At 38.9% G+C, this 23,656-nt stretch carries 18 protein-coding genes; all 18 read left to right on the top strand.

Annotation, left to right across the window (positions count from 1 at the left end; genetic code table 11):
* Positions 1-12 precede the first annotated feature (12 nt).
* The 18 genes from BMY14_RS10280 (at position 13) to BMY14_RS10365 (ending at position 23,586) form a co-directional block, all read left to right on the top strand.
* Positions 13-1,602 (top strand): nitrogenase component I subunit alpha, encoded by a 1,590-nt coding sequence (locus BMY14_RS10280; RefSeq protein ID WP_091831467.1) that lies wholly within the window; start codon positions 13-15, stop codon positions 1,600-1,602.
* On the top strand, positions 1,602-2,966 hold the full coding sequence (locus tag BMY14_RS10285; RefSeq protein WP_091831469.1) for a nitrogenase component 1: 1,365 nt from the start codon (positions 1,602-1,604) through the stop codon (positions 2,964-2,966). Before BMY14_RS10280 ends, BMY14_RS10285 begins: the two co-directional genes overlap by 1 nt.
* 152 nt (positions 2,967-3,118) lie before the next feature.
* Positions 3,119-4,456: a nitrogenase iron-molybdenum cofactor biosynthesis protein NifE gene (gene nifE, locus BMY14_RS10290; protein ID WP_091831471.1), complete on the top strand. Its 1,338-nt coding sequence runs from the start codon at positions 3,119-3,121 to the stop codon at positions 4,454-4,456.
* A gap of 26 nt (positions 4,457-4,482) precedes the next feature.
* Positions 4,483-7,128: a nitrogenase cofactor biosynthesis protein NifB gene (gene nifB, locus BMY14_RS10295; protein ID WP_091831473.1), complete on the top strand. Its 2,646-nt coding sequence runs from the start codon at positions 4,483-4,485 to the stop codon at positions 7,126-7,128.
* Between the two features lie 91 nt (positions 7,129-7,219).
* On the top strand, positions 7,220-8,176 hold the full coding sequence (locus BMY14_RS10300; RefSeq protein ID WP_091831475.1) for a homocitrate synthase/isopropylmalate synthase family protein: 957 nt from the start codon (positions 7,220-7,222) through the stop codon (positions 8,174-8,176).
* Positions 8,176-8,985 carry a beta/alpha barrel domain-containing protein gene (locus BMY14_RS10305; RefSeq protein ID WP_091831477.1) on the top strand — a complete coding sequence of 270 codons (810 nt, stop codon included), beginning with the start codon at positions 8,176-8,178 and terminating at the stop codon, positions 8,983-8,985. The genes BMY14_RS10300 and BMY14_RS10305 overlap by 1 nt, the downstream gene beginning before the upstream one ends.
* Before the next feature lie 5 nt (positions 8,986-8,990).
* A complete protein-coding gene (modA, locus tag BMY14_RS10310) occupies positions 8,991-9,797 on the top strand; it encodes a molybdate ABC transporter substrate-binding protein (protein WP_091831557.1) in 807 nt (268 codons plus the stop codon).
* Entirely contained in the window at positions 9,794-10,504 is a 711-nt protein-coding gene (modB, locus tag BMY14_RS10315) for a molybdate ABC transporter permease subunit (protein WP_091831479.1), read from the top strand. The genes modA and modB overlap by 4 nt, the downstream gene beginning before the upstream one ends.
* On the top strand, positions 10,488-11,528 hold the full coding sequence (locus BMY14_RS10320; RefSeq protein ID WP_091831480.1) for a sulfate/molybdate ABC transporter ATP-binding protein: 1,041 nt from the start codon (positions 10,488-10,490) through the stop codon (positions 11,526-11,528). The genes modB and BMY14_RS10320 overlap by 17 nt, the downstream gene beginning before the upstream one ends.
* A gap of 10 nt (positions 11,529-11,538) precedes the next feature.
* Positions 11,539-11,748, top strand: a complete 210-nt coding sequence (locus BMY14_RS10325) for a TOBE domain-containing protein (protein WP_091831482.1) — start codon at positions 11,539-11,541, stop codon at positions 11,746-11,748.
* Positions 11,749-11,957: 209 nt separating this feature from the next.
* The gene (locus tag BMY14_RS10330) at positions 11,958-13,676 is read left to right on the top strand and encodes a LytS/YhcK type 5TM receptor domain-containing protein (RefSeq protein WP_091831484.1); all 1,719 of its coding nucleotides are present in this window, start codon (positions 11,958-11,960) and stop codon (positions 13,674-13,676) included.
* Positions 13,651-14,409 (top strand): LytR/AlgR family response regulator transcription factor, encoded by a 759-nt coding sequence (locus BMY14_RS10335; RefSeq protein WP_091831486.1) that lies wholly within the window; start codon positions 13,651-13,653, stop codon positions 14,407-14,409. Before BMY14_RS10330 ends, BMY14_RS10335 begins: the two co-directional genes overlap by 26 nt.
* A gap of 153 nt (positions 14,410-14,562) precedes the next feature.
* Entirely contained in the window at positions 14,563-16,344 is a 1,782-nt protein-coding gene (locus BMY14_RS10340; RefSeq protein ID WP_091831488.1) for a carbon starvation CstA family protein, read from the top strand.
* Positions 16,345-16,526: 182 nt separating this feature from the next.
* Positions 16,527-17,213: a GntR family transcriptional regulator gene (locus BMY14_RS10345; protein WP_091831490.1), complete on the top strand. Its 687-nt coding sequence runs from the start codon at positions 16,527-16,529 to the stop codon at positions 17,211-17,213.
* A 576-nt stretch (positions 17,214-17,789) separates the two neighbouring features.
* Positions 17,790-18,806: a Zn-dependent oxidoreductase gene (locus BMY14_RS10350; RefSeq protein ID WP_091831492.1), complete on the top strand. Its 1,017-nt coding sequence runs from the start codon at positions 17,790-17,792 to the stop codon at positions 18,804-18,806.
* A gap of 43 nt (positions 18,807-18,849) precedes the next feature.
* Positions 18,850-20,136 carry an MFS transporter gene (locus tag BMY14_RS10355; protein ID WP_091831493.1) on the top strand — a complete coding sequence of 429 codons (1,287 nt, stop codon included), beginning with the start codon at positions 18,850-18,852 and terminating at the stop codon, positions 20,134-20,136.
* A gap of 183 nt (positions 20,137-20,319) precedes the next feature.
* Entirely contained in the window at positions 20,320-21,207 is an 888-nt protein-coding gene (locus BMY14_RS10360) for an aldose 1-epimerase family protein (protein WP_177177549.1), read from the top strand.
* A 228-nt stretch (positions 21,208-21,435) separates the two neighbouring features.
* Positions 21,436-23,586 carry a heavy metal translocating P-type ATPase gene (locus tag BMY14_RS10365; RefSeq protein WP_091831497.1) on the top strand — a complete coding sequence of 717 codons (2,151 nt, stop codon included), beginning with the start codon at positions 21,436-21,438 and terminating at the stop codon, positions 23,584-23,586.
* The last annotated feature ends 70 nt before the right edge of the window (positions 23,587-23,656 follow it).

Here is a 23,656-nt window from a genome sequence, read left to right on the forward strand (position 1 = left end):
GGGGCGAACAGTGTGAATGAACGCGAGAAAATTTTAGATAAATATTCAGCAAAAGTTTTTAAAAATCGTAAAGATCATGTTGTCCAATTTGACAATGCGGGCATGCCAAAAGAAATTGCTGCCAATAGTCGCTCCATTCCTGGTCTTATGAGTAATCGGGGCTGTTGTTATGCAGGCTGTAAAGGTGTTGTACTAGGGCCACTCAGGGATGTTGTAGTTTTAACCCATGGACCAATTGGCTGCGGATTTTATAGCTGGGGGACACGCCGTAATAAGGCGAAATCGGAAGATGGTAAGAGTTATATTCAGTATTGTTTTTCGACGGATATGCAGGAAGCGGATATTGTTTTCGGTGGTGAAAAGAAACTGAGACAGGCAATTGAGGAAGCAATGGAACTATTTAATCCAAGCTGTATCATGATTTGCTCTACTTGTCCGGTCGGTCTGATTGGTGATGATATCAACGCTGTTGCAACCTGGGCTGAAGAAAAATTCAACATTAAATGTGTGGCCTATAGCTGCGAGGGCTATAAAGGTGTCAGTCAATCAGCCGGGCATCATATTGCCAACAATGGGTTAATGAAATCTATTATTGGTACTGGTGATGCACCACTGACAAAGAAATATTCCGTGAATATTCTTGGTGAATATAATATTGGCGGCGATGGCTGGGAAACAGAACGGTTACTCGAAAAAATCGGGTATGAAGTGGTATCGATTTTTACCGGGGATGGCAGCTATGAAGCAATTAAAAATGCTCATACGGCGAATTTAAATCTTGTGCAATGTCATCGTTCCATCAACTATATTGCGGAAATGATGAAAACAAAATACGGTATCGATTGGTTTAAAGTGAACTTTATCGGGATTGATGAAACGATTCGTTCTTTACGGGAAATTGCTGCTTATTTCAATGATCCGACACTAATTGCCAATACTGAAAAGGTTATTGCTGAGGAATTGGAAGAAGTGGCAGAAGCCAGAGAATATTATAAAGAAAAGCTTCATGGGAAAACCGCAGCAGTTTTTGTCGGTGGCTCCAGGTCACATCATTATCAAATGTTGTTAGCTGACTTTGGCATGAAAACCATTATCGCTGGATATGAATTTGCTCATCGTGATGATTATGAAGGGCTGGAAGTTCGACCAAATGTAAAAGTTGATGCGGATAGCCGTAATATTGAAGAACTTACAATAACTCCTGACGATAAATACTATCATTTATCAATTGATAAAGAACGTTTTGATGCGTTGAAGTTGACTACGGAGCTTGAGTATTATAAAGGTATGTTTAAAGATATGGGTGATGGTACGATTGCCATTGATGATTTCAATCATTATGAAACAGAAAAATTATTGGAACTATTTCATCCCAATATTTTTTATTCCGGCATCAAAGATAAATATATGATTCAAAAATCAGGGACACCATCCAGACAAATGCATTCGTATGATTATAGTGGACCGTATGCTGGGTTCAAAGGTGCCATTAAATTTGCCAGTGACACGTATATGAGTTTATTTACACCAGCTTGGCAGTATATTACGCCGCCATGGCGCATGCAGCCAACGCTTGAGGGAAAAGTAGGAGGTGCAGACTAATGCTGGATTTAACACCAAAAAAAATAGTTGAACGTAAGGCATTGCGCATCAACCCTTGTAAGACATGCCAACCAGTTGGTGCTATGTATGCGGCTCTGGGAGTACATCGCTGTATGCCGCATAGCCATGGCTCACAGGGTTGTTGTTCCTATCACAGAACGTTTTTAGCTCGGCATTTCAAGGAACCGGCAATTGCGACAACGAGTGCTTTCACGGAAGGCTCTTCGGTATTTGGCGGGGGCAGTAATGTTAAACAGTCCGTAAAAAATATTTTTGAAATTTATGATCCAGATATTATTGCGGTGCATACGACTTGTCTAAGTGAAACTATTGGTGATGATTTAAATACGTATATCCAACAGATGGACATTCCAGAAGGTAAAATCGTTGTGCATACGAATACACCAAGTTATGCGGGATCGCATGTTAATGGATTTTTCAATATGATGTGTGGGTTTATTAAATATTTGTCGAAAGCGACGGCCGTTAAAAATGGTAAAATCGGTATTTTCCCAGGGTTCGTCAATCCTGGAGATATGCGTGAAATGAAACGTTTGGCAAAATTGTTAAAGACCGAATTTATCATGTTTCCTGATACCAGCGGCGTGCTAGATGCACCGATGACTGGTGAATATGAAATGTATCCCAAAGGCGGCACAACAATTCCTGAGATTGTTTCGTTAGGTGATTGTGAAAAAATATTAGCATTGGGTGAGCTTACCAGTATGGAACCGGCTATTGAATTGAAACGTAAATGTGAAGTTGATTTTGATTCTTTGCCGCTGCCAATTGGTATTCAGGCAACGGATGCATATGTCATGGCATTATCACATTTTTCGAAACAGGAAGTTCCCGCTGAATTAGAAGAGGAACGCGGTCAATTAGTTGATATCATGATGGATGCGCATGCAAATTTTGATAAGAAGTCTGTAGCAATTTATGGTGATCCTGATACAGTTTTAGGGTTGGCGGCGTTTGTTTTAGAAATGGGGATGATTCCTAAATATTTATTGACTGGTACACCAAATGAAAAATTCACGACAAAAGCGAATGCTTTATTTGAAAAGTTTGGTGTTACTGGCTGTAAGGCTAAAGCGAATGGTGATTTGTTTGAGCTGCACCAGTGGATTAAAAATGATCCGGTGGATTTACTTTTGGGTACGACACATGGCAAGCAAATTGCCAAAGCAGAAGATATTCCATTGGTTAGAGCTGGTTTTCCGATTATTGATCGTTATGTACATTCTTATATGCCACTTGTCGGGTATAGAGGGGCAATGCGTCTTTTGGAACTTATCTGCAATGCCTTGATGGACCGTCGTGATCGTGATGCAAAAGATGAAGATTTAGAAATGGTTATGTAAGGATTCGTAAAAAATACTTGACATTAAAAAAGAATTTGCCTAATATGAACATATAACTAAAAACTTTAAATCGTTGAGCCGAAGACCTTTAATACAATGAAGTATTTCATTTGTGTTAAAGGTCTTTTTATTTTTAACTGGGAGGGATAGCTATGGGCGCTGGAATCTTAGAAGAAAGAAAAGAATCTATTTTGGTGAAAGACCATTGCAGCGGCAATGGAAAAGGCATTCAATGTGAGACACAAAGTGTCTCAGGAGCCGTCAGCCAACGAGCTTGTGTATATTGCGGCGCCAGAGTAGTTTTGAACCCGATTACCGATGCTTATCATATCGTGCATGGTCCGATTGGCTGTGCCAGCTACACTTGGGATATTCGCGGGAGTTTGTCCAGTGGCAGTGATATTTACCGCAACAGTTTTTCTACGGATTTGCGCGAACTGGATGTTATTTTCGGTGGTGAAAAGAAGTTGACTGCGGCTATCGATGAGATTGTTGCCTTGCATAAACCAAAATTGATTTTTGTTTATGCAACTTGTATTGTTGGCGTAATTGGCGATGATATTGAAGCTGTCTGTAAGGCGGCCAGTACCAAATACAATCTTTGTGTTATCCCAATTAAAGCACCAGGTTTTTCGGGAACGAAGACTTTAGGTTATAAGATGGCTTGCAATGCAATTATGGAAGTAATCAAACCACATGTACAAGCGGGGCAGATCAAAAAGGGAATCAATATTTTAGGTGATTTCAATTTAGCCGGGGAAATGTGGATCATTAAAAATTATTTTGATAAAATCGGCGTAAAAGTCGTTTCGACGATTACGGGTGATGCTTCTTATGATACGTTAATCCAAGCTTCCACTGCAGAACTGAATATTGTGCAGTGTGCAGGTTCAAGTACGTATCTGGCGACTCGGATGGAGGAAGAACTCAATATTCCCTATATTAAAGTGAGTTTTTTTGGTGTGGAAGACACAACAAGTTCATTGCTTCGAGTTGCACAGGCAGTTGGTGATGCCGAGACGCTGGCACGGACTGAAACTTTTGTACAAGAGCAAAGTAAAATCGCCCAAGAATTTCTGGAAAAATACAAACGAAACTTTATTGGTAAAAAAGCAGCAATTTATGTTGGTGGTGGATTTAAAGCAATTTCATTGATTCGCCAGTTTAATGAAATGGGTATAAAAACGGTAGTTGTTGGTACGCAAACGGGGAAAAAAGAAGATTATGATATTATTGAAAGTTTAGTTGAAGATGACACCGTTATTTTAGATGATACAAATCCGGCCGAGCTGGAAAAATTTATGAAAGAAAAAGAAGCTGATATTTTGGTCGGTGGTGTCAAGGAACGACCATTGGCTTATAAACTTGGTATTGCATTTTGTGATCATAATCATGAGCGTAAACATGCACTTGGTGGTTATGAGGGAGTTATTAATTTTACGCAGGAAGTAAATTTAACGATGAATAGTCCGGTTTGGCGCTATTTATAAAAAGATGATGAAAAGGGGCTGGTCTTATGGGGTACAATTTTACGAATTTAAATGTGAATCCTTGCAAAATGTGTATGCCGATGGGAGCGGTAACCGCGTTGTATGGAATTAAACGCTGTATGTCGATTTTACATGGATCACAAGGCTGCAGCACCTATATTCGCCGTCATATGGCTACACATTATAATGAACCGGTGGATATTGCTTCTTCTTCTTTAAGTGAAGAGGGTACTGTATTTGGCGGGGCGGATAATTTGCTTAAAGGATTAGCAAATATGATTCGCATGTATCAGCCGGAAGTAATCGGTGTGGCGACAACGTGTCTGGCAGAAACGATTGGTGAAGATGTCCCAGCGATTATCAGACGTTTTTATATGGCGAATCCTGACTGTAAGGTAAAGATTATACCAGTATCAAGTGCTGGCTATGCAGGGACGCAATATGAAGGTTTTTTTCGCTCCTTGCGTGCGATTGTTGAGTACGCAGAGATGGATGAAACAAAAAATAACAAAGTGAATATCATCACGGGAGCTATTTCACCAGCTGATACAAGATATCTCAAAAATTTATTAACAGAGCTGGGTATTGATTATATTTTGCTGCCGGATTTGTCAGAAAATCTGGATGGCGGGCATAGTGATGTTTATAATAGACTGCCGGATGGCGGGACTTCTTTGGCAGAAATCGCACATATGGCAGGGGCACAATATACGATAGAACTTTCAACCTTTATCAGTGACGAATCTTCGCCGGGGAAATATTTAGCAGATACCTATGGTGTGCCTTACGTCCGAATGGATTTACCAACCGGGGTACGCGCGATGGATGCACTGGTTGCTAAATTGGTTGAGTTTGGCGGGAAGATTCCTGTCAAATTACAGAAAGAGCGGGAGCGTTATCTGGATGCAATGATTGATTCGCATAAGTACAGTGCTTTGGGACGGGCGGCTGTTTTTGGTGAACCGGATTTTGTTAAAGCGGTGATTCAATTGTGTGCTGAAAATGGAATTGTCCCAGTTGTTAGTGCTACGGGGTCGGCTTGTAAAATGTTCCATGAACAGATTGAACCGGATATTAAAGCAGTAGCAGCGCCGGTGTTTGTAGAACGTTATGCAATGGTTGATGATGCGGACTTTGAGATGATTGAAAAATTGATGGTTGATTTGAAAGTGAATGTCATGATTGGCAATTCCGATGGCAGACGCGTTGCTCAAAGGTTGAGTCTCGATTTGATTCGTTGTGCGTTTCCGATCCATGATCAAATTGGCGGGCAGCGCATTCAAATGCTCGGCTATGATGGGTCTTTGCAGCTTTTGGATCGCATTGTCAATTCTTTATTAGGGGCGCGGGAACATACTTTTAGGGAAGAACTTTATAATAAATACTATTTAGGTGGTGAGACGGGGAAAATGGAAACACAAGCAGTCGTAGAGATGAAAGGCGAAGTGCCAGTTATGGCGGAAAAAGTTATTTCACCTGCAGATAAAACAGAGACGCATCCTTGTTTTAATTGTAGTGGTGGTCAATATGCACGTATCCATTTACCGATTGCACCAAAATGCAATGTACAATGCAATTATTGTTTGCGCAAATACGATTGCCCGAACGAAAGCCGGCCGGGTGTAACAACGCAGATTCTTAACCCGGAAGAAGCTTTTGCAAAATATAAATTAGTCAAAGCAAATATGCCGAATCTTAAAGTAGTTGGTATTGCCGGTCCTGGTGATTCTTTAGCCAATTTTTCCCAAACAAAACAAACGTTGTCTCTCATTAAAGAATATGATCCTGACGTTACATTTTGTTTATCAACGAATGGCTTGATGCTGCCGATGTATGCGCAAGATCTTATTGATTTAGGGGTATCACATGTGACGGTTACAATGAATACCATTTCACCAAAAATCGGCGCACAAATTTATCAATATGTGAATTACATGGGTTTTCGTTACACGGGTGAACAAGGAGCAACGATTTTACTGGCGAATCAGCTCGCTGGAATCAAATACCTTACAGATCATGGCATTGTTTGCAAAATCAACATTGTCATGTTAAAGGGAATTAATGATGAGGAAATTGAAGCCGTTGTGCAAAAAGCAAAAGAATTACATTGCGAAATTACTAATATTATGCAGCTTATCCCGGTTAAAGGCAGTACGTTTGAAGATATGCCGCTTGTTAGCAATAAGGAAATCACGGCAATGCGTAAAAAATGTGAAGGGCATATGAAGCAAATGTATCATTGTCGTCAATGCAGAGCGGATGCCGTGGGGACCTTGGACAATGATGAGTCTATTAATTATCAAATGAAACAAGAAACAAACGTGATAGCAATTAAAAAAGAACGGCAACGTTTTGCTGTAGCCACGAAGAGTGGTATGCTGGTTGATCAGCATTTTGGGCATGCACAAGAATTTTATATTTATGAAAGTGATGGGGAAACGGCAAACTTTATTGAAAAACGCAATGTTGATAAATATTGCAATGGACCTGATGTTTGTGAAGATAAGGTAGATAAAATTGAATCGATTTTGCAGACTATCAAAGATTGCAGCGCTGTGCTGGCACTGCGTGTTGGTGAATCACCATCACGACGGCTGGAGGCTCTGGGAATTCGTATTGTGGTTACCTATGATCGGATTGAAGAAGCTGTTAAAAAAGCAGCAAATCAATAAAATAAAGATACCATATAGGTTGAATTAAAAAATTGATGATTGCCATATGAAATATTTAATGCAACTTATATATTTTAGCGGGGTGAGAAGGATGATTCGTATCATTGATAATACGTTATCCTGTCTTGATTCATATCATGCATCACCGCATGATCTTTATCAATTGTTGGAAAGCTTATTAAAACTGCCAACAACTTATATTGAAATGTCTGCTTCAGTATATGAAAAGCTAATTTCCTTAAAAACGCTGCCGCCAAATAGAAAATATTTATTGCATGTCGTAAGTGCCATGCAGGCGGATCGTCATCCGGGACTTGCTGGTTATATTATGCCAGCCGAATCTTTTGGTAAAATGGGAAATGCGGTATATGAAATTAATTTCAAGAATATGGATAATTTTGTTTTTGATGAAAAATGTGTACAAGGTCTGCGTATTGTTGGCTTTGCTGAACGCATGGCAAAAGAGATCGAACAAGAAATAATAGATATATTGGCCTCGAAAGAAAAATTTGAGTTTTGTCCGAAAAACGATTATTTTTGTGCAACGGCTTTGGCGTTTGAGTGGTGCCGTCTGGGCGGACAGAAGATTGTTGCCAGTTTTTCCGGTATTGGCAATCAGGCTGGGTTGGAAGAACTTTTAATGGCGCTGCATTTAGAAAATTTATATGAACTCAAAGGAGATTTGTCTTGCTGCACCGAAATTAAACATTGTTTAGAGCGTATTGTCGGTCAAAATATTGCTCCCAATAAAGCCGTTATTGGCGAAGCTATTTTCGCAGTTGAAGCGGGTATTCATGTGGATGGTATCGTGAAAAATCCCAGCATTTATGAACCATATCCGCCAGAATTTGTGGGAAACAAACGGCAGATTGTTATGGGGCAATATTCGGGACGCAATGCGGTGCTCGCAAAAATGAAAGAACTGCAAATTCCAGAAAATGGTGTGGATCTTATTAAACTAGTGGAACTATTACAGCATAAAAGTCTGGTACTGCAAAAAAATTTGACGGATGCAGAATTTGCCAACCTTGTAAGGCTGGTGAAATAATGAAAAAACAACTTTATATGATTGATACGACATTACGTGACGGGGCACAAAGTCCGGGAATTTCCTTTTCAAAGACCGATAAAATCGAGATTGCCAAAGCTTTGGAAAAAGTCGGAGTTTATCAGTTGGAAGCAGGAATCCCTGCTATGGGGGCGAGTGAGAAAGAGGCTATTCTTGCCATTAAAGATGTTTGTAAAAAATCATTGATTGCTGCATGGAATCGGCTGAATATCAAAGATATTCAGCATTCTGTGGATTGCAGCCCCGATATTATCCATATCAGTGTCCCTGTCTCGGATTTGCAGGTGTATCAAAAGCTGCAAAAAGACCGTCTTTGGCTCAAAAAGGAAATGCTTGCCTGTGTTGATTATGCCTTAGAAAAAGGATTCTTTGTTACGATTGGTTTTGAAGATGCATCACGCGCAGATCTGGCTTTTATGATTGAAATGGGTACTGTTTTGCAGGAACTGGGCGTAAAACAATTGCGTTTTGCGGATACGGTGGGAATCTTGACACCGCACACTACGCAGATAAAAGTACGTTCTTTGATTGAATACACGGGGCTTGATATTGAGTTTCATGCACATAATGATTTGGGAATGGCTGTGGCTAATTCGATTGCTGCTGCAAGGGCGGGAGCAAGCTTTATTGATACGACAATTAACGGTATTGGAGAACGCACAGGAAATTGTGATTTCTATCAGTTTATAAAAGCGGCGCATTCTTTTTATGATATAATGACAGAAGAACTAGCAGCAAAAGAGATGGTGCAGTTATTAGAAATAAATTTGCACAGAGAAAAGGATTGAGTGAAATGGTGAATAAAATATCTAGATTATTGGCAGTTTTGGCGATTTTTTCTTTTTCAATTTGGAGTGCTGGTTGTGGTGCGGCTGAAACTAAAAATACAGCGGCAGAGTCTAAGCCGCAAAAAGAAATTTTTGTTTCAGCCGCAGCGAGTTTAACCGATGTAATGAAAGAAATTTCGGCTGCCTATACCAAAAATCATCCAGATACCAAGTTAACGTTTAGCTTTGGCAGCAGCGGTGCTTTACAGACTGCAATTGAGCAAGGCGCTCCCGCGGATATTTTTCTTTCAGCGGCACAAAAACAAATGAATACCCTTGATAAAGAAGGGATTTTGGCTGAAGGAACAAAAAAAGATTTATTGATTAATAAAGTAGTATTGATTACACCGAAAGATAGTAAAGTTGAGATCACATCTTTTGCGGATCTTACCTCAGATAAAGTAAAACGAATTGCCTTAGGTGAACCGAAAGGTGTGCCGGTTGGTCAATATTCGGAAGAAATTTTCACCTCATTAAATACACTGGATCAAATGAAAGCGAAAGCCGTTTATGGTTCCGATGTGCGTCAGGTTTTAACTTGGACAGAAGCTGACGAAGTGGATTGTGGTATTGTCTATGCAACGGATGCAGCAACATCAACTAAAATCAAGGTTGTAGCAGAGGCTCCGGCAGGCAGCCATAAACCTGTTATTTATCCGGCAGCGGCAATTAAGGCAAGTAAAAATCTGGATGAAGCAAAAGACTTTTTGGCATTTTTAGCGACACCAGAAGTAACGAAAATTTTTGAGAAATATGGATTTCAGGTAAAATGACGGACTGGTCACCACTTATTATTTCTTTGAAAACGGCTTTTTTGTCTACGTTTATTACTTTTTTCTTTGGCGTTTATGCAGCCTTTTTAGTAGTGAAAGTGAAACGTTTTCAGGGATTGATGGATACCATTTTTACGCTGCCGATGGTTTTGCCACCGACCGTAGTCGGATTTTTTCTTTTACTATTATTTGGTAAGCAAAGTTTTCTTGGACAAATTTTTTTGAGCGTTGGAGTGAATTTTGTTTTTTCGTGGGAAGCAACGGTAGTTTCTGCTGTGGTGGTCTCTTTCCCTTTGATGTATCGAACAACACGCGGCGCATTCGAACAATTAAATCCTGATTTGATTTATGCAGCTCGAACACTTGGCATTAGTGAATTTAAAATTTTTTGGCGAGTTATCTTACCGAATACCTGGTATGGCATTATGGCAGGGCTTATTCTTTCGTTTGCGCGTGCTTTAGGTGAGTTTGGGGCGACAATCATGACAGCTGGGAATATTCCCGGACTTACCCAGACCATGTCAACGGCTATTTATTCGGCAGTGCAGGCGGGAGATAATGCAACAGCTTTTTTTTGGGTAAGCATTGTGTGTGCCATTTCTTTTGCTGTGATTATTATGATGAACTATTGGATGAATCATCAACAGCAGTTTGCTGAATTTATCAGCAAAAGAAAGCGAGGCACTCAAAATGTCGTTGTTCGTTGATATAAAAAAATCATTGGGAGAGTTTGAACTCAATATTAAATTTGAGACGGACAATGAAGTATTTGCTTTGCTGGGTGCATCGGGTTGCGGTAAAAGTATGACTCTGAAATGTATTGCCGGTATTGAAAAACCGGATTCTGGTGTGATTCGTTTAAATGAAACGATACTCTTTGATAGTGAAAAAAAAATTAATTTACCACCGCAAAAACGTCATATTGGGTATTTGTTTCAAAATTATGCATTGTTTCCGAATATGACCGTGCGCGAAAATATAGAATTTGTTATTCAAACAACAGGAGCTGCGAAACTGGACATGCTGGCGACGCAGGTTCAAAGATTTCATTTGGCAGGATTGGAAGACCTTTATCCGGCTCAACTATCTGGTGGGCAGCAGCAGCGGACGGCTTTTGCCAGAATTTTGGCTTCGCAGCCAGAAGTATTGATGTTAGACGAGCCATTTTCTGCTTTAGACAGTTACTTGAAATGGCAGGTCGAACAGGAGCTTCGGGCTTTGCTTAAAACATATCAACGTCCTGTTTTATTTGTATCGCATGATCGCGATGAAGTATTTCGGCTTTCAGAGCGGATTGCTGTTTTAGCGCAAGGTAAAATTGATGTGATTCATAGCAAACATGATTTATTTGATTCACCAGAAACATTGGCGGCTACGTTGATTACCGGGTGTAAAAATATTTCCATTGCGAAAAAAATTGACTCTCAGACGTTATATGCACAAGAATGGGGACTACAGCTTCGTGTTGATGGTACGATTCCCGATGATCTATGCTATGTTGGGTTTAGGGCGCATTTTTTTGAAATGGGTCAGTCGCCCAAAAATTCTTTTGCCGTTGAAATTGTTGATGTGGTAGAAGACACTTTTTCTATGTTGATAATGATTCGTCCGCAAGGGTCTTTGGTTAAGCCGCTTCGTTGGGAATTAGGAAAAGAACTCTGGCAGAGAATCTCACCAGATAATCTTTTTTTAACCATCCCTGAAGATAAAATTATATTAATGAAGAAATGAGGTATGAAAAATGAAAATCAGTGCGAGAAATCAACTCAAAGGTGAAGTAGTTTCCATTCAAGAGGGTTCTGTTAACGCGATTGTGGGTATCAAGATTGCAAGTGGAGATGTTGTAAGTGCAACCGTATCCATGAATGCAGTGAAAGATTTGAATCTGAAAGTCGGGAAAGAGGCTTATGCAATAATCAAAGCAACTTCCGTTATGATCGGTGTAGAATAAATCTCATAAACAGCAGGTGTTTATGTTTGTACAAAATGAAATGTCCAGGTGAAAACCTTGGACATTTCATTTTTTTGTTTTAAATTATGCTACAATATATATAATGCATTGAAGAAATTACATTAACCCACCAGTCTGTCATATATAATATTTAATGCAGCTTATTTATAGAAAAAGATCAAGAAGTAAGCCGCAAGGAGGTGTAATGTATGAGTGATGAGTCATTGCTGTTTCAAATGGTTGCCAGAATGAGTATGGCGGCAACATTGGCCTTTATTTTATCGCAGGCAAAACTATTTCGTCGGGTAAATTATCGGTATGTAAGCTGGTCTGATAAAATAAAATTATCCGTTATTTTTGGCTTGATTGGTATTGCTGGCACGTATGTGGGTATTCCAATTAATGATGCTTTGGCGAATTCAAGAGTCATTGGTGTTATGGCAGCAGGATTAATAGGTGGACCAGCCATGGGAGCCGCCGCGGCAGTAATTGCGGGTGGCCATCGCTATTTCTTGGGCGGTTTTACGGCTTTTTCCTGTGCATTATCGAGTCTTTGCGAAGGACTGCTGGCAGGCTATGTGAAAAAAAGATATCCAAATAAACCGATTCCCTGGTGGCTGGCACTGCTGACTGGACTTGTCGGAGAAATCATGCAGATGGGGATTATTTTATTGACAGCTCAGCCCTTTGATCAAGCGTTACAGCTGGTAAATAAGATTGCGATGCCGATGATTACGGCCAATGCGATTGGTCTTACGATTTTTATGCTCATTATAAAAACAACAATAGATGCACAAAATAGAGTAGGTGCGATTCAGGCCCAAAAAGTTCTGCGTATTGCGGCAAAAACTCTGCCATATTTTCGACGCGGTATCAGTCAGGAATCGGCACAAGCTGCGGCACAGATCATCTATCAATATGGTGGCTATCATGCCGTCGCTGTTACTGATACACATCGAGTTTTGTCTTTCATTGGAGCTGAGGCAGATCACCATATGACAGAAGAAAATAATTTTACCAAGTCGACGAAACAGGTTATTGAAACAGGTGAAATTTATATTGCTGAACATGCCAGGGAAATTGGCTGTAACCACCCGGGCTGTACTTTGAAAAGTGCTATTATCGTTCCATTGAAATATAGTGAAAAAGTTGTTGGAACATTTAAACTTTATTACACAGTGAGCAATTTATTGAGTCAAACCGATACTGTCTTTGCGGAAGGGCTTGCACAGCTTTTTTCCATTCAGTTAGAGCTGGCAGAAATTGAACGTGAGTCTCAGCAAGCCGCTCAAGCTGAATTAAAAGCACTGCAGTCGCAAATTAATCCGCATTTTTTATTTAATACCTTGACAACAATTATTTCTTTAGTGCGAACAAAACCAATGCTCGCGCGGGAACTTTTGCTTAAACTTAGTGAGATTTTCCGTTTCACGTTACATAAAACAGGGAAAGAAATTACACTGGAAGAAGAATTGAATCAAGTGCGTGCTTATTTGACGATTGAAAAAGCACGATATGGTAATAAATTAACATTCAAAGAGACAATTGAATTGAATCCTAATATTTATTTAATATCCTCTTTGACAATTCAGCCACTCGTAGAAAATGCAATACAACACGGACTTAAGCCGAAAGAAAATGGTGGGACAATTTATCTTTTGATTCGAGAAGACATGGATTTTATTGAAATTTTGCTTAAAGATGATGGAATTGGTTTTGATTTAGTAAAGATGAATCCATTGCAAAAGCCGCTCGAAGGGCATATTGGCATTCGTAATGTGCATGAACGGTTGCAACGTCAATATGGTAAGCGTTATGGGTTGACGATCGAAAGTATACCAGGGGCAGGTACAACGGTTATAATTCGTATACCAAAATTAATTTTTATGGATGGTGATATTGATGCTGAAAATTTTGATTGTGGATGATGAAATGCCAGCCCGGGATGAACTAAAATATATATTGTCTTTATTGGAAGAAAATGAAGTTGTTGGTGAGGCCGCGGATGCAGCACAAGCGATTGCCTTAGCAGCGAAGCTAAGACCAGATGTGATATTTTTAGACATCAATATGCGAGAAATGAATGGACTGGCAGCGGCAAAAATCCTTCTGAGTGTTGCACCAGATGTGAGGCTCGTATTTGCCACCGCGTATGATGAATATGCTCTAAAAGCATTTGAAATTGGTGCTATCGATTATGTTTTGAAACCTTTTATTGACGAGCGTATCCAGCAAACCCTTCTGCGAATTAAAACATATCAAAAAGAAGATCGGCATATGATGTCTAAGCAAATTGATAAAGTTTTGGAGCATACCAATATTCAAGTGAATAAATTGCCGGTTGAAAAAAACGGAAAAATAATGCTGCTTAATTATGATGAAATTTTGTATGCTTATGCATCAATGGGCACGGTTAAAATTGTTACGGACGCAGAAGAAATTAATTATAATGGTTCATTATCTGATTTGGAAGATCGACTTTATGGTACACATCTCTTGCGGGTCCATAAAAGTTATTTAGTGAATATGGATAAAGTAGAGGAAGTGGTTCCTTGGTTTAAGGGAACATATTGGCTTAAGATTACCAGTGAGGGCAAACATGAAATTCCAGTTAGCAAAAGTCAGATCAAAGAGATTAAAACAATTCTGGGTTTAAAATAAAGATTTTCCATTAAATGGAGCATAGTTCCATTCAGGATGAGTTTTCTTCCATTGAATGAAAAATCCTATTCATATAGTAGAATGTAGTCTATTATAAAGTTGATAGTGATTCAGAAAATTGAGTCAATTCAACTTTATATGGAGGTTACTTTTATGAACGGACTTTATCTTGTAATTATTTCTGCTTTAGTTTTAAGTCTTTGTTATCGTTACTATGGTGCATTTATGGCAGCAAAAGTATTGACGCTTGATCCAAATCGTCCAACACCGGCTGTCGTCCATGAAGATGGACATGATTATGTGCCGACCAATAAATGGGTAACATTTGGTCATCATTTTGCCGCAATTGCTGGTGCTGGTCCTTTGGTTGGTCCGGTTTTGGCAGCACAGTTTGGCTATCTTCCCGGCACGATCTGGCTTCTGGTTGGAGCGTGTATTGGTGGTGCTGTGCATGATATGGTTATTCTATTTGCTTCGATTCGCCATGATGGATTGTCCATCGCAGAAATCGCGAAAATAGAAATCGGTAAATCAACAGGCTTGGCAACTGCTGTTGCCGTTATTTTTATTTTGATTATTACCATGGCTGGAATGGCGATTGCCGTTGCTAATGCTCTATTTAACAGTCCATGGGGAGCCTTTACAGTTGGGGCAACCATTCCAATAGCCCTGTTTATTGGTGTTTATATGAGATATTTGCGCCCTGGTCATATCGGTGAAGCTTCTTTTATCGGAGTTATGCTGGTTATTGGTGCAGTTTTTGGTGGTGCGTGGGTACAACACTCTGCTTTGGCTCCATTTTTTACTTTAAGCAGAGCACAACTTGATATCATTTTACCTTGTTATGGTTTTATTGCAGCGGCACTTCCTGTTTGGCTGTTGCTTGCTCCACGTGATTATTTAAGTACATATATGAAAATTGGTACGATTGGGGCATTAGCTCTCGGCATTATCATTGTTCAACCAGCAATTCAGATGCCTGCCATCACTCAATTTATTGGCGGCGGCGGTCCGGTTGTTCCGGGTCCGGTATGGCCATTTGTCTGCATTACGGTTGCTTGCGGGGCTATTTCGGGATTTCATACGATTATTGCCACGGGTACAACGCCTAAAATGCTGATGAATGAAAGAGAAATTCTGCCAATTGGTTTTGGTGCAATGCTGGCAGAATCTTTTGTGGGAATTATGGCCTTGATTGCGGCTACCAGCTTAGTGCCGGCTGATTATTTTGCGATAAATAGTGCACCGGATGTTTTTGCAACACTTGGCATGAACATTCAAGAATTACCTCTGCTCTCGGAAATGGTTGGTGAAAATGTTGCCGGCCGTCCAGGCGGGGCTGTGTCGTTGGCTGTTGGTATGGCACATATTTTCTCGCAGATTCCAGGTCTTGAAACATTAATGTCATTTTTATATCATTTTGCTATTATGTTTGAAGCTTTATTTATTTTAACAATTATTGATGCTGGTACACGGGTTGGTCGTTATCTATTACAAGAAATTGGTGGACTCGTGTATAAACCACTAGGCGATGTTCATTGGACACCGGGAATTATCTTTACGAGTGCTTTGATTTCGGTAGCTTGGGGTTACCTTGTCTTTGGTGGTTCTATTGCCTCGATTTGGCCATTATTTGGTCTTTCAAATCAGTTGCTTGCCAGTATGACATTGGCAATTGGAACAACGATTTTGCTTAGAATTGGCAAAGGCCGCTATATTTGGACTACACTTGTACCACTTTGTTTTATGATCACTACAGCACTTACGGCTGGTTTTTATAATATTTTCGAATTTTATCTACCGAAAAGTCAGTATTTATTGGCGGGTGCAAGTGCCGTAATGATGATATTAATCGTGTTTGTTATCATTAATTCAGTACGTGTATGGCTGCAAATTATGAAGTCTGACAAAAAAGAAATGCAGCAGTCCCTTTAAAGAACAAGCTTATATATAATGTGTTATGAAACCAAGGCCGTTAGTTTTTACTGACAAGCCTTGGTTTTTCTTTTATTGCACTTAGTTTGCGATTTATTTTCTAGTATAGTAATATAAATAGAAAACAGATTTTGACCTTTGAGATAAAGTATAAGAGATAGATGATATATGGGGCGATGCAAATGAACTTTATTATTTCTGATAAATTAACGCAAGAGTCGATTCGTGAATATGCGTATCGTTTGGTGAGTACAAATATTCTTAATTTGAATTTGGTACCTGGGACAGCATTGTCGGAACAGGATATTTCGGTACAATTAAATATAAGTCGTACACCAGTTAGAGAAGCTTTTATTCGATTAGCACAAGAGGATTTATTGGATATTTTGCCACAACGGGGCACTTATGTAGCTAAAATTGATTTACAGCAAGTTGCAGAAGCACGCTTTTTGCGTGAAGTTATGGAACATGCCATTATCAAGATTGCCTGTCGGGATTTTCCCGAAGATGCTTTGTTTAATTTGAAAATCTGTTTGAAAAAACAAGAGAACTGTGTGATAAAAGAAGATTTTGATGGCTTTTTTGATTTGGATTGGAGCATGCATGGTATTATTTTTAATGCTTGTAATAAATCACGAATCTGGCAAATTATTACGCAGATGAGTATGAATTATAGTCGTGTGCGCATACTAAATCTAAAAAATGGTCAGTATGAATTGCCAAAACTATTCCATCAGCATAAGCAGCTTATTGATGCTATCGAAACAAAGGATTATGGTTTAGGTGAAAAAATTATAGCAATTCATATTAATAAAGTTATTCTTGATATTGAAGATTTAAAAAAAATATATATAGGATATTTTATATAATTGATAAAAGAGTGTGCAAATTATTTTGTACACTCTTTTATTGATCTGTAGAAAAATGAAAAAATTAAAATAACGAGAAAAAGATTGAAAACAAGAGAATTAAATAGAAAACACGATTGAAATGAACATTGTTGCGTTATTTAGAACCTTGATACTAATATACTAATATGGTAGTGTGTTAGTCGTGGGGGGAGAGTTTAATTGGTAGAGGTAAATTATTGATAGGGTTTATGGGAACTTCAAAACATTAATCTTGTTTGTAGTTTATGCAATAGTTATTATGCATAGTTTGTGAATACTGAAAAAACAGAATAATTAGTCATTTTAGATAATTTCCTAAATGGGCGAGTGGCACTAAAAAAGGCAGGGCGATTTTTACGACTCGTGAAACGATCGCTAAAGTCGAGTGAATGAAGGTTTGTACTTGCTTCAATACATATTATATAAAGCCTTAGCAGTGCCAGGTTCAATAAAAAAACACTGAACAAATATTTGGATTGAAGTTTTATAACAAATACATATAAAACTTGTTGAATGAATCAATAAGAAAAAATATATTATGTGAGGATGATTTTTATGAAAGCAATTGTAATAAAAAAACCAGGAGAACTTTGTATTGAAGATAGGGAAATGCCGGTGATCACAGCATCGCAAGTACTGGTACGTGTTAAGGCGGCAGGAATTTGCGGATCGGATGTCCATATTTATCATGGAAAAAATGCATTTGCAACATACCCACGTATCGTTGGTCATGAATTTGTTGGTGAAGTTGTAAGCACTGGTGCATTGGTGACGAAATTTTCAGAGGGAAATAGCGTAGTTGTTGATCCAGTTCTTTCTTGTGGGACGTGTTATTCTTGTAAAATTGGGCGTCATAATGTTTGTAAAAATTTACATGTAATGGGGGTTCATGAGGACGGAGGATTTCAAGAGTATGTAGCTGTAGAGGAAAAACAATTATATATCTTACCAGATGGAATATCTTGGGAACATGCAGCAATGATTGAACCTTATAGTATAGCAGCTCAAGTGATTAATCGTGGGAAATTGGCGGAAGATGATCATGTTTTGATTTGTGGAGCCGGCCCTATAGGTTTAGTTATATTGCAAGCGGTGAAACAGAGTGGTGCCAAGGCAGCTGTGATGGATATTTTGGATAAACGCTTGGATATGGCGAAGAACTTGGGTGCAGATTGTGTGATTAATAGTAAAACGATGAATGTCAAAGAAGTAATAAGAAATTTCACGAATAATGATGGTGCAAGTCTGATCTTTGAAGCAACGGGGAATATACATGTTCTAGAAACATGTATTCATGAGCTTACTGCTCCAGCTGGACGTATTGTGGTCTTGGGATTTGGTCAAGAACCCGCATCAATTCCACAAATTGATATTATGAGTAAAGAACTGGATATTTTGGGAACCCGGCTTAATAATCATAGATTTCCGCAAGTATTGGATTGGTTTAAAAAGGGGATAGTGTATCCAGAAAAAATTATTAGCCATGTATTTAAGTTTGAAGATGCAGAAAAAGCTTTTGCGTTGACACAAGCTAATCCGGAAGATGTTTGTAAAATTGTATTAAAATTCTAAAAATAAAATCGTTTCATTAAAATGAGTTTTAGGAGGAGTATAAATGTTCCAAACACGTAGGTGGAAAATTGCATTGTTAATTTTTTTAGCCAGTGTCATTAATTATATGGATCGAACAGCATTTTCTGTAGCGGCACCGTATTTTGTGAAAGATTTTAATCTGACACCTTCCGAACTAGGTATGTTATTTAGTAGTTTCTTTTTGGGGTATGCAATCTTTAATTTTGTTGGTGGCTACCTATCTGATATACACGGTCCAAAGAAAATTTTCGGAATATTTATGATAATATGGTCTGTTTTTTGCGGATTAACAGGAGCAGCCTTTAATTTTGTATCATTGTTCATCATTCGATTATGTTTTGGTATAGGTGAAGGACCAATCTCATCAACGACAAGTAAAACGGTAAATAACTGGTTTCCAGCTAAGGAACGATCCAGTGCTATGGGGTTTGCGAGTTCGGGAACTCCATTAGGAGCGGCAATAGCGGGTCCACTGGTGGGTCTTCTTGTGCTAATTGTTAGTTGGAAAGTGGCATTTGTGGTAATGGGAACGTTAGGTGTTGTATGGGCCTTAACTTGGTTTAAAATGGCACATGACTATCCACAGGAAGATCCAGCTGTTTCAAAAAAAGAATTGGAAGATATCCGTATAGGTCAAAATCAAGAACTTATGCTAAAAAGTGGGAAGAAGATGCCATTGTCTTACTTTTTGAAGCAGCCAACAATTTTGCTTACGGCACTCGCATTTTTTGCGTATAATTATAATCTATTTTTCTTTTTGACTTGGTTTCCTAGTTATTTGATGATGGATAAGGGATTAAGCCTTAGTGAAATGAGTGTTGTTACCGCCCTCCCTTGGGTTGCAGGCTTTATAGGACTTGGAAGTGGCGGATTTATATCAGATTATATTTATAAAAAAACGGGAAAACTGATGTTTTCCAGAAAGATAATTTTAGTTGTTGGGTTAGGTGCAACTGCATTATTTATTGCGTTGACAGGATTTGTGTCTAGTGCAATGGGAGCTGTGGGGTTAATGACGATGGCAATTTTCACATTATATCTTACAGGTTCAACATATTGGGCAATTATTCAAGATACTGTAACAGGTGAAAATGTAGGCGGTGTAAGTGGTTTTGTACATTTTTTGGCAAACTTGTCAGGCGTTATTGGTCCGACTGTTACAGGGTTCATTGTACAATTTTCAGGGGAATTTACGAGTGCATTTGTTTTAGCTGCAACAATCGCACTCGCAGGAGCAATATCTGTAGCTTTTTTTGTAAAACCTATTATTCAAGAAGAAAAATCAAGTTCTACTTATGCTGAATCTTAAGGGCAGAAACATAAAATATTTATATATATTTAATTGTTGAAATATTTTGCGAAAATATTCTACTGAAATGTCCCCAAAATTTTTTCAAATGTTATAATAAAGTAACAGGAAAGTTTCTGTTAGAATGTAATCATAAAAAGAAACTTTCCTGATTAAGATCACATTTGTGGAGGAGGAAATATAGTGAATTTTCAAATCGAAAATGAAAGAGTAGTTGCGGCATTTGACAGTAAGGGGGCTGAAATTACAAGCTTCAAAGACAAGACCACGAATATTGAGTACATATGGCAGGCCGATCCGGCTTTTTGGGCAAGTCATGCACCTATTTTATTTCCCTTTATCGGACAGTCGAAAAATAAGCAATATGAATACAATGGTAAATCGTATCCGATGACAAATCATGGTTTTGCTCGCGAATATGATTTTAAAGTTTCTGAACAATCAAAAGACTCTATTTCTTTTGTATTGACCGATTCTGAAGCTACACAAAAGGTGTATCCATTTCAGTTCTCTTTTGAAATAACGTACAAAGTAGAACAAACATCTTTAGTGGTAAGTTTCCAAGTGAAAAATACAGATACGCAAAACCCGCTTTATTATTCCTTAGGTGCGCATCCGGCTTTTAATGTACCAATGGTAGAAGGAACGAAATTTGAAGATTATTCGTTGAGCTTTTCACCTAAAAAGAAAAGAAAAATTTTCAAATTAGCAGATTTAAAAGAGTTCTTACTTGATTTTGCAGCTACAGCAGAGGCTTCAACGGATGTGGACTTACCGCTTCAATACGGTTTGTTCAAAGAGGGGTTGTTTGCTTATGAAACAACAGGGGATACAACGTGTACGCTTCACTCCAATAAAACACCCCATAGTGTTGCTGTTACGTATGATAACATGCCATATTTATGTGTTTGGTCACCTACACCAAAAGATGCACCTTTTGTTTGCATTGAACCGTGGGTTGGTTTACCTGATAACACAAAGGCTACAGGGAAACTGGCAGAAAAATTTGGCATTCAAAAATTGGAAGCACTTACAAGTTCGCAAACAGGGTTTACGATTACTATAAAATAAAGAATAGGCATTTAATTTGGCTGTGCCCATGAAAGTTCACAAGAGATGTTTTATCGTTGATTCTATTGCGATAAAACGTCTCTTGTTTTGGTTTGACCAGTACAAATTAGATTGGGTTCACTACATATGTATTGACAATTTATTGCGTTTTATGTTATAAATTACATATGAACATATATTCATATGTAAATACGTAAAGTAAACTTCAATAAAAGGAGCGAGCATAGTATGGATAAAAAACAAAATGACGAAGGAATGAGACAACAGATCTATAGTATAGAAAATCTTGGTTGTGCGCATTGCGCGGGGCAAATGGAAGAAAAAATAAAAAATTTGCCGGGGATAGAGAATGTTTCGATTACATTTACGACAAAACAGCTAAAGATTGTGGCCAAAGAGCCGGATGAATATTTGTCGGTGATCCGTGAAATCTGCACATCGATTGAAGAGGATGTAAAAATTGTACCCAAGGTCCTTCGGAAAAATAAACACCAAGAAAATAGGCAAGACTGGATGGTATGGGAAGTTGGTATTGGGGCTGTGCTGTTTTTTATGAATGCAGTTTTGGATATCATTCCTGATACTTTTGTTTTGGCAGTTTATGTGCTCGACTATGTGCTGGTTGGGGGGCGGATTGTTCGCAAAGCTTTGCTGAATATCGTTCATGGAAAAGTTTTTGATGAAAATTTCTTGATGATGATAGCAACATTAGGTGCATTTGCCATTGGTGAATATCCTGAGGCTGTTGGTGTTATGCTGTTTTATCGAATTGGTGAATATTTTGAAGATCGAGCTGTCGCTAAAAGTCGCAGCCAGATCATGGATGCGATTGATTTGCGTCCTGAGACCGTCCAACGAATTGTTGGTACAGATAGCGAAGTTATGGCTGCAGAAGATGCTAAGGTCGGGGATATCCTTTTAGTTCGAGCTGGTGATCGTATTCCACTTGATAGTGTAGTTGTAGATGGTGCAAGCCGCATTGATACTTCACCAATTACAGGGGAACCCGTTCCTGTTGCAGCTGTTATTGGGACATCACTTGTTTCTGGCAGTGTTAATTTATCAGGGGTCCTGAAAATTCGCGTGGTTAAAGTATTAGCAGAATCTATGGTTTCCCGGATTTTGGCTTCTGTGGAGAATGCGGCAGCCACCAAACCAACAATTGATCGTTTTATTACCCGTTTTGCGCGCATTTACACACCGGTGGTAGTGCTGGCAGCCGTAGCTGTTGCTGTTATTCCTTCCTTGGTGACAGGCAACTGGAATTATTGGATTTATACTGCCTTGACTTTTCTTGTTATTAGTTGTCCCTGCGCGTTGGTTTTAAGTGTTCCATTGGCTTTCTTTTCAGGAATTGGTGCAGGATCAAAGCAAAGTATTTTATTTAAGGGTGGTACAGCATTAGAGGCTTTAAATAAGGTAAAGCATATTATTTTTGATAAAACTGGTACAATTACGGAGGGGAATTTTATTGTTCAACAGATTGTTCCAGTAGGACCAATCACGGCAGATGAATTATTAGCGCTAACGGCCTCTTGTGAAAGTCAGTCATCGCATCCGATTGCCAATAGTATTTTTTCTGCAGCGAGAGAAAAAAACTTAGAGCTGGTTAATTTTGCAGCGATTGAAGAAACCGCCGGGCAGGGGCTTAAAGTTCGGTTTGCGGATAAATTTGTTTTATGCGGTAATCGAGTTTTATTAGAAAAAGCGGGAATTGATCTTACATCGGTACAAAAGACTCTTTATGGTACAGAAGTTTTTGTGGCGGCTGATGGTTTATTACTCGGTTATCTTGTGCTGGCCGATACGGTAAAGCCGGGGGCAAAGATTGTGATTGAAGAAATTAAACGAATGGGAATCGGTGTTACGATGCTGACTGGTGATAGTCAGGAAAGTGCCAGTGCAATTGCTGCGGTAACGGGGATTGGGGAGGTTCGTGCCAGCCTTTTGCCACAAGATAAGTTTGATGAACTTACCAAAATCCGTGACAAGTATGGTGCGGTTATGTTTATTGGTGATGGTATTAATGATGCCCCGGTATTGGCGGGAGCTGATTGTGGAGCCGCGATGGGATCCGGAGCGGATGCTGCAATTGAAGCAGCAGATGTTGTATTTATGACATCAAAACTGGAAGCAGTTTTACAGTCATTGCAGATTGCACGAAATACAAATAAAATTGCCTGGCAGAATGTTGTTTTTGCTTTGATTGTCAAAATCATGGTATTGGTTTTGGGATTGGCTGGTTTTGCTTCGATGTGGTTTGCCGTATTTGCCGATACTGGGGTTGCGATGTTGTGTGTGCTGAATGCAATTCGCATTTTATATATAAAAAATTCGAATCCGCAATTTAATGCTTCGATTACTGCATCTGACGCATAAAAATCGTTGCCTTTTTCGATTGAGTGGAATGAAAAGTTTACAGTTGTAAACTTTTCATTCCACTTTTTGG

Origin of the sequence: Propionispira arboris, from assembly GCF_900109225.1 — a bacterium.
Classification (GTDB): Bacteria; Bacillota; Negativicutes; order Selenomonadales; family Selenomonadaceae; genus Propionispira; species Propionispira arboris.

Coding starts and splice junctions, on each gene's coding strand:
- BMY14_RS10335 (WP_091831486.1), top strand. CDS start 13,651: ATGCTGAAAATTTTGATTGTGGATGATGAAATGCCAGCCCGGGATGAA.
- modA (WP_091831557.1), top strand. CDS start 8,991: ATGGTGAATAAAATATCTAGATTATTGGCAGTTTTGGCGATTTTTTCT.
- BMY14_RS10365 (WP_091831497.1), top strand. CDS start 21,436: ATGGATAAAAAACAAAATGACGAAGGAATGAGACAACAGATCTATAGT.
- modB (WP_091831479.1), top strand. CDS start 9,794: ATGACGGACTGGTCACCACTTATTATTTCTTTGAAAACGGCTTTTTTG.
- BMY14_RS10345 (WP_091831490.1), top strand. CDS start 16,527: ATGAACTTTATTATTTCTGATAAATTAACGCAAGAGTCGATTCGTGAA.
- BMY14_RS10285 (WP_091831469.1), top strand. CDS start 1,602: ATGCTGGATTTAACACCAAAAAAAATAGTTGAACGTAAGGCATTGCGC.
- BMY14_RS10300 (WP_091831475.1), top strand. CDS start 7,220: ATGATTCGTATCATTGATAATACGTTATCCTGTCTTGATTCATATCAT.
- BMY14_RS10305 (WP_091831477.1), top strand. CDS start 8,176: ATGAAAAAACAACTTTATATGATTGATACGACATTACGTGACGGGGCA.
- BMY14_RS10340 (WP_091831488.1), top strand. CDS start 14,563: ATGAACGGACTTTATCTTGTAATTATTTCTGCTTTAGTTTTAAGTCTT.
- BMY14_RS10330 (WP_091831484.1), top strand. CDS start 11,958: ATGAGTGATGAGTCATTGCTGTTTCAAATGGTTGCCAGAATGAGTATG.
- BMY14_RS10325 (WP_091831482.1), top strand. CDS start 11,539: ATGAAAATCAGTGCGAGAAATCAACTCAAAGGTGAAGTAGTTTCCATT.
- BMY14_RS10350 (WP_091831492.1), top strand. CDS start 17,790: ATGAAAGCAATTGTAATAAAAAAACCAGGAGAACTTTGTATTGAAGAT.
- BMY14_RS10320 (WP_091831480.1), top strand. CDS start 10,488: ATGTCGTTGTTCGTTGATATAAAAAAATCATTGGGAGAGTTTGAACTC.
- nifB (WP_091831473.1), top strand. CDS start 4,483: ATGGGGTACAATTTTACGAATTTAAATGTGAATCCTTGCAAAATGTGT.
- BMY14_RS10355 (WP_091831493.1), top strand. CDS start 18,850: ATGTTCCAAACACGTAGGTGGAAAATTGCATTGTTAATTTTTTTAGCC.
- nifE (WP_091831471.1), top strand. CDS start 3,119: ATGGGCGCTGGAATCTTAGAAGAAAGAAAAGAATCTATTTTGGTGAAA.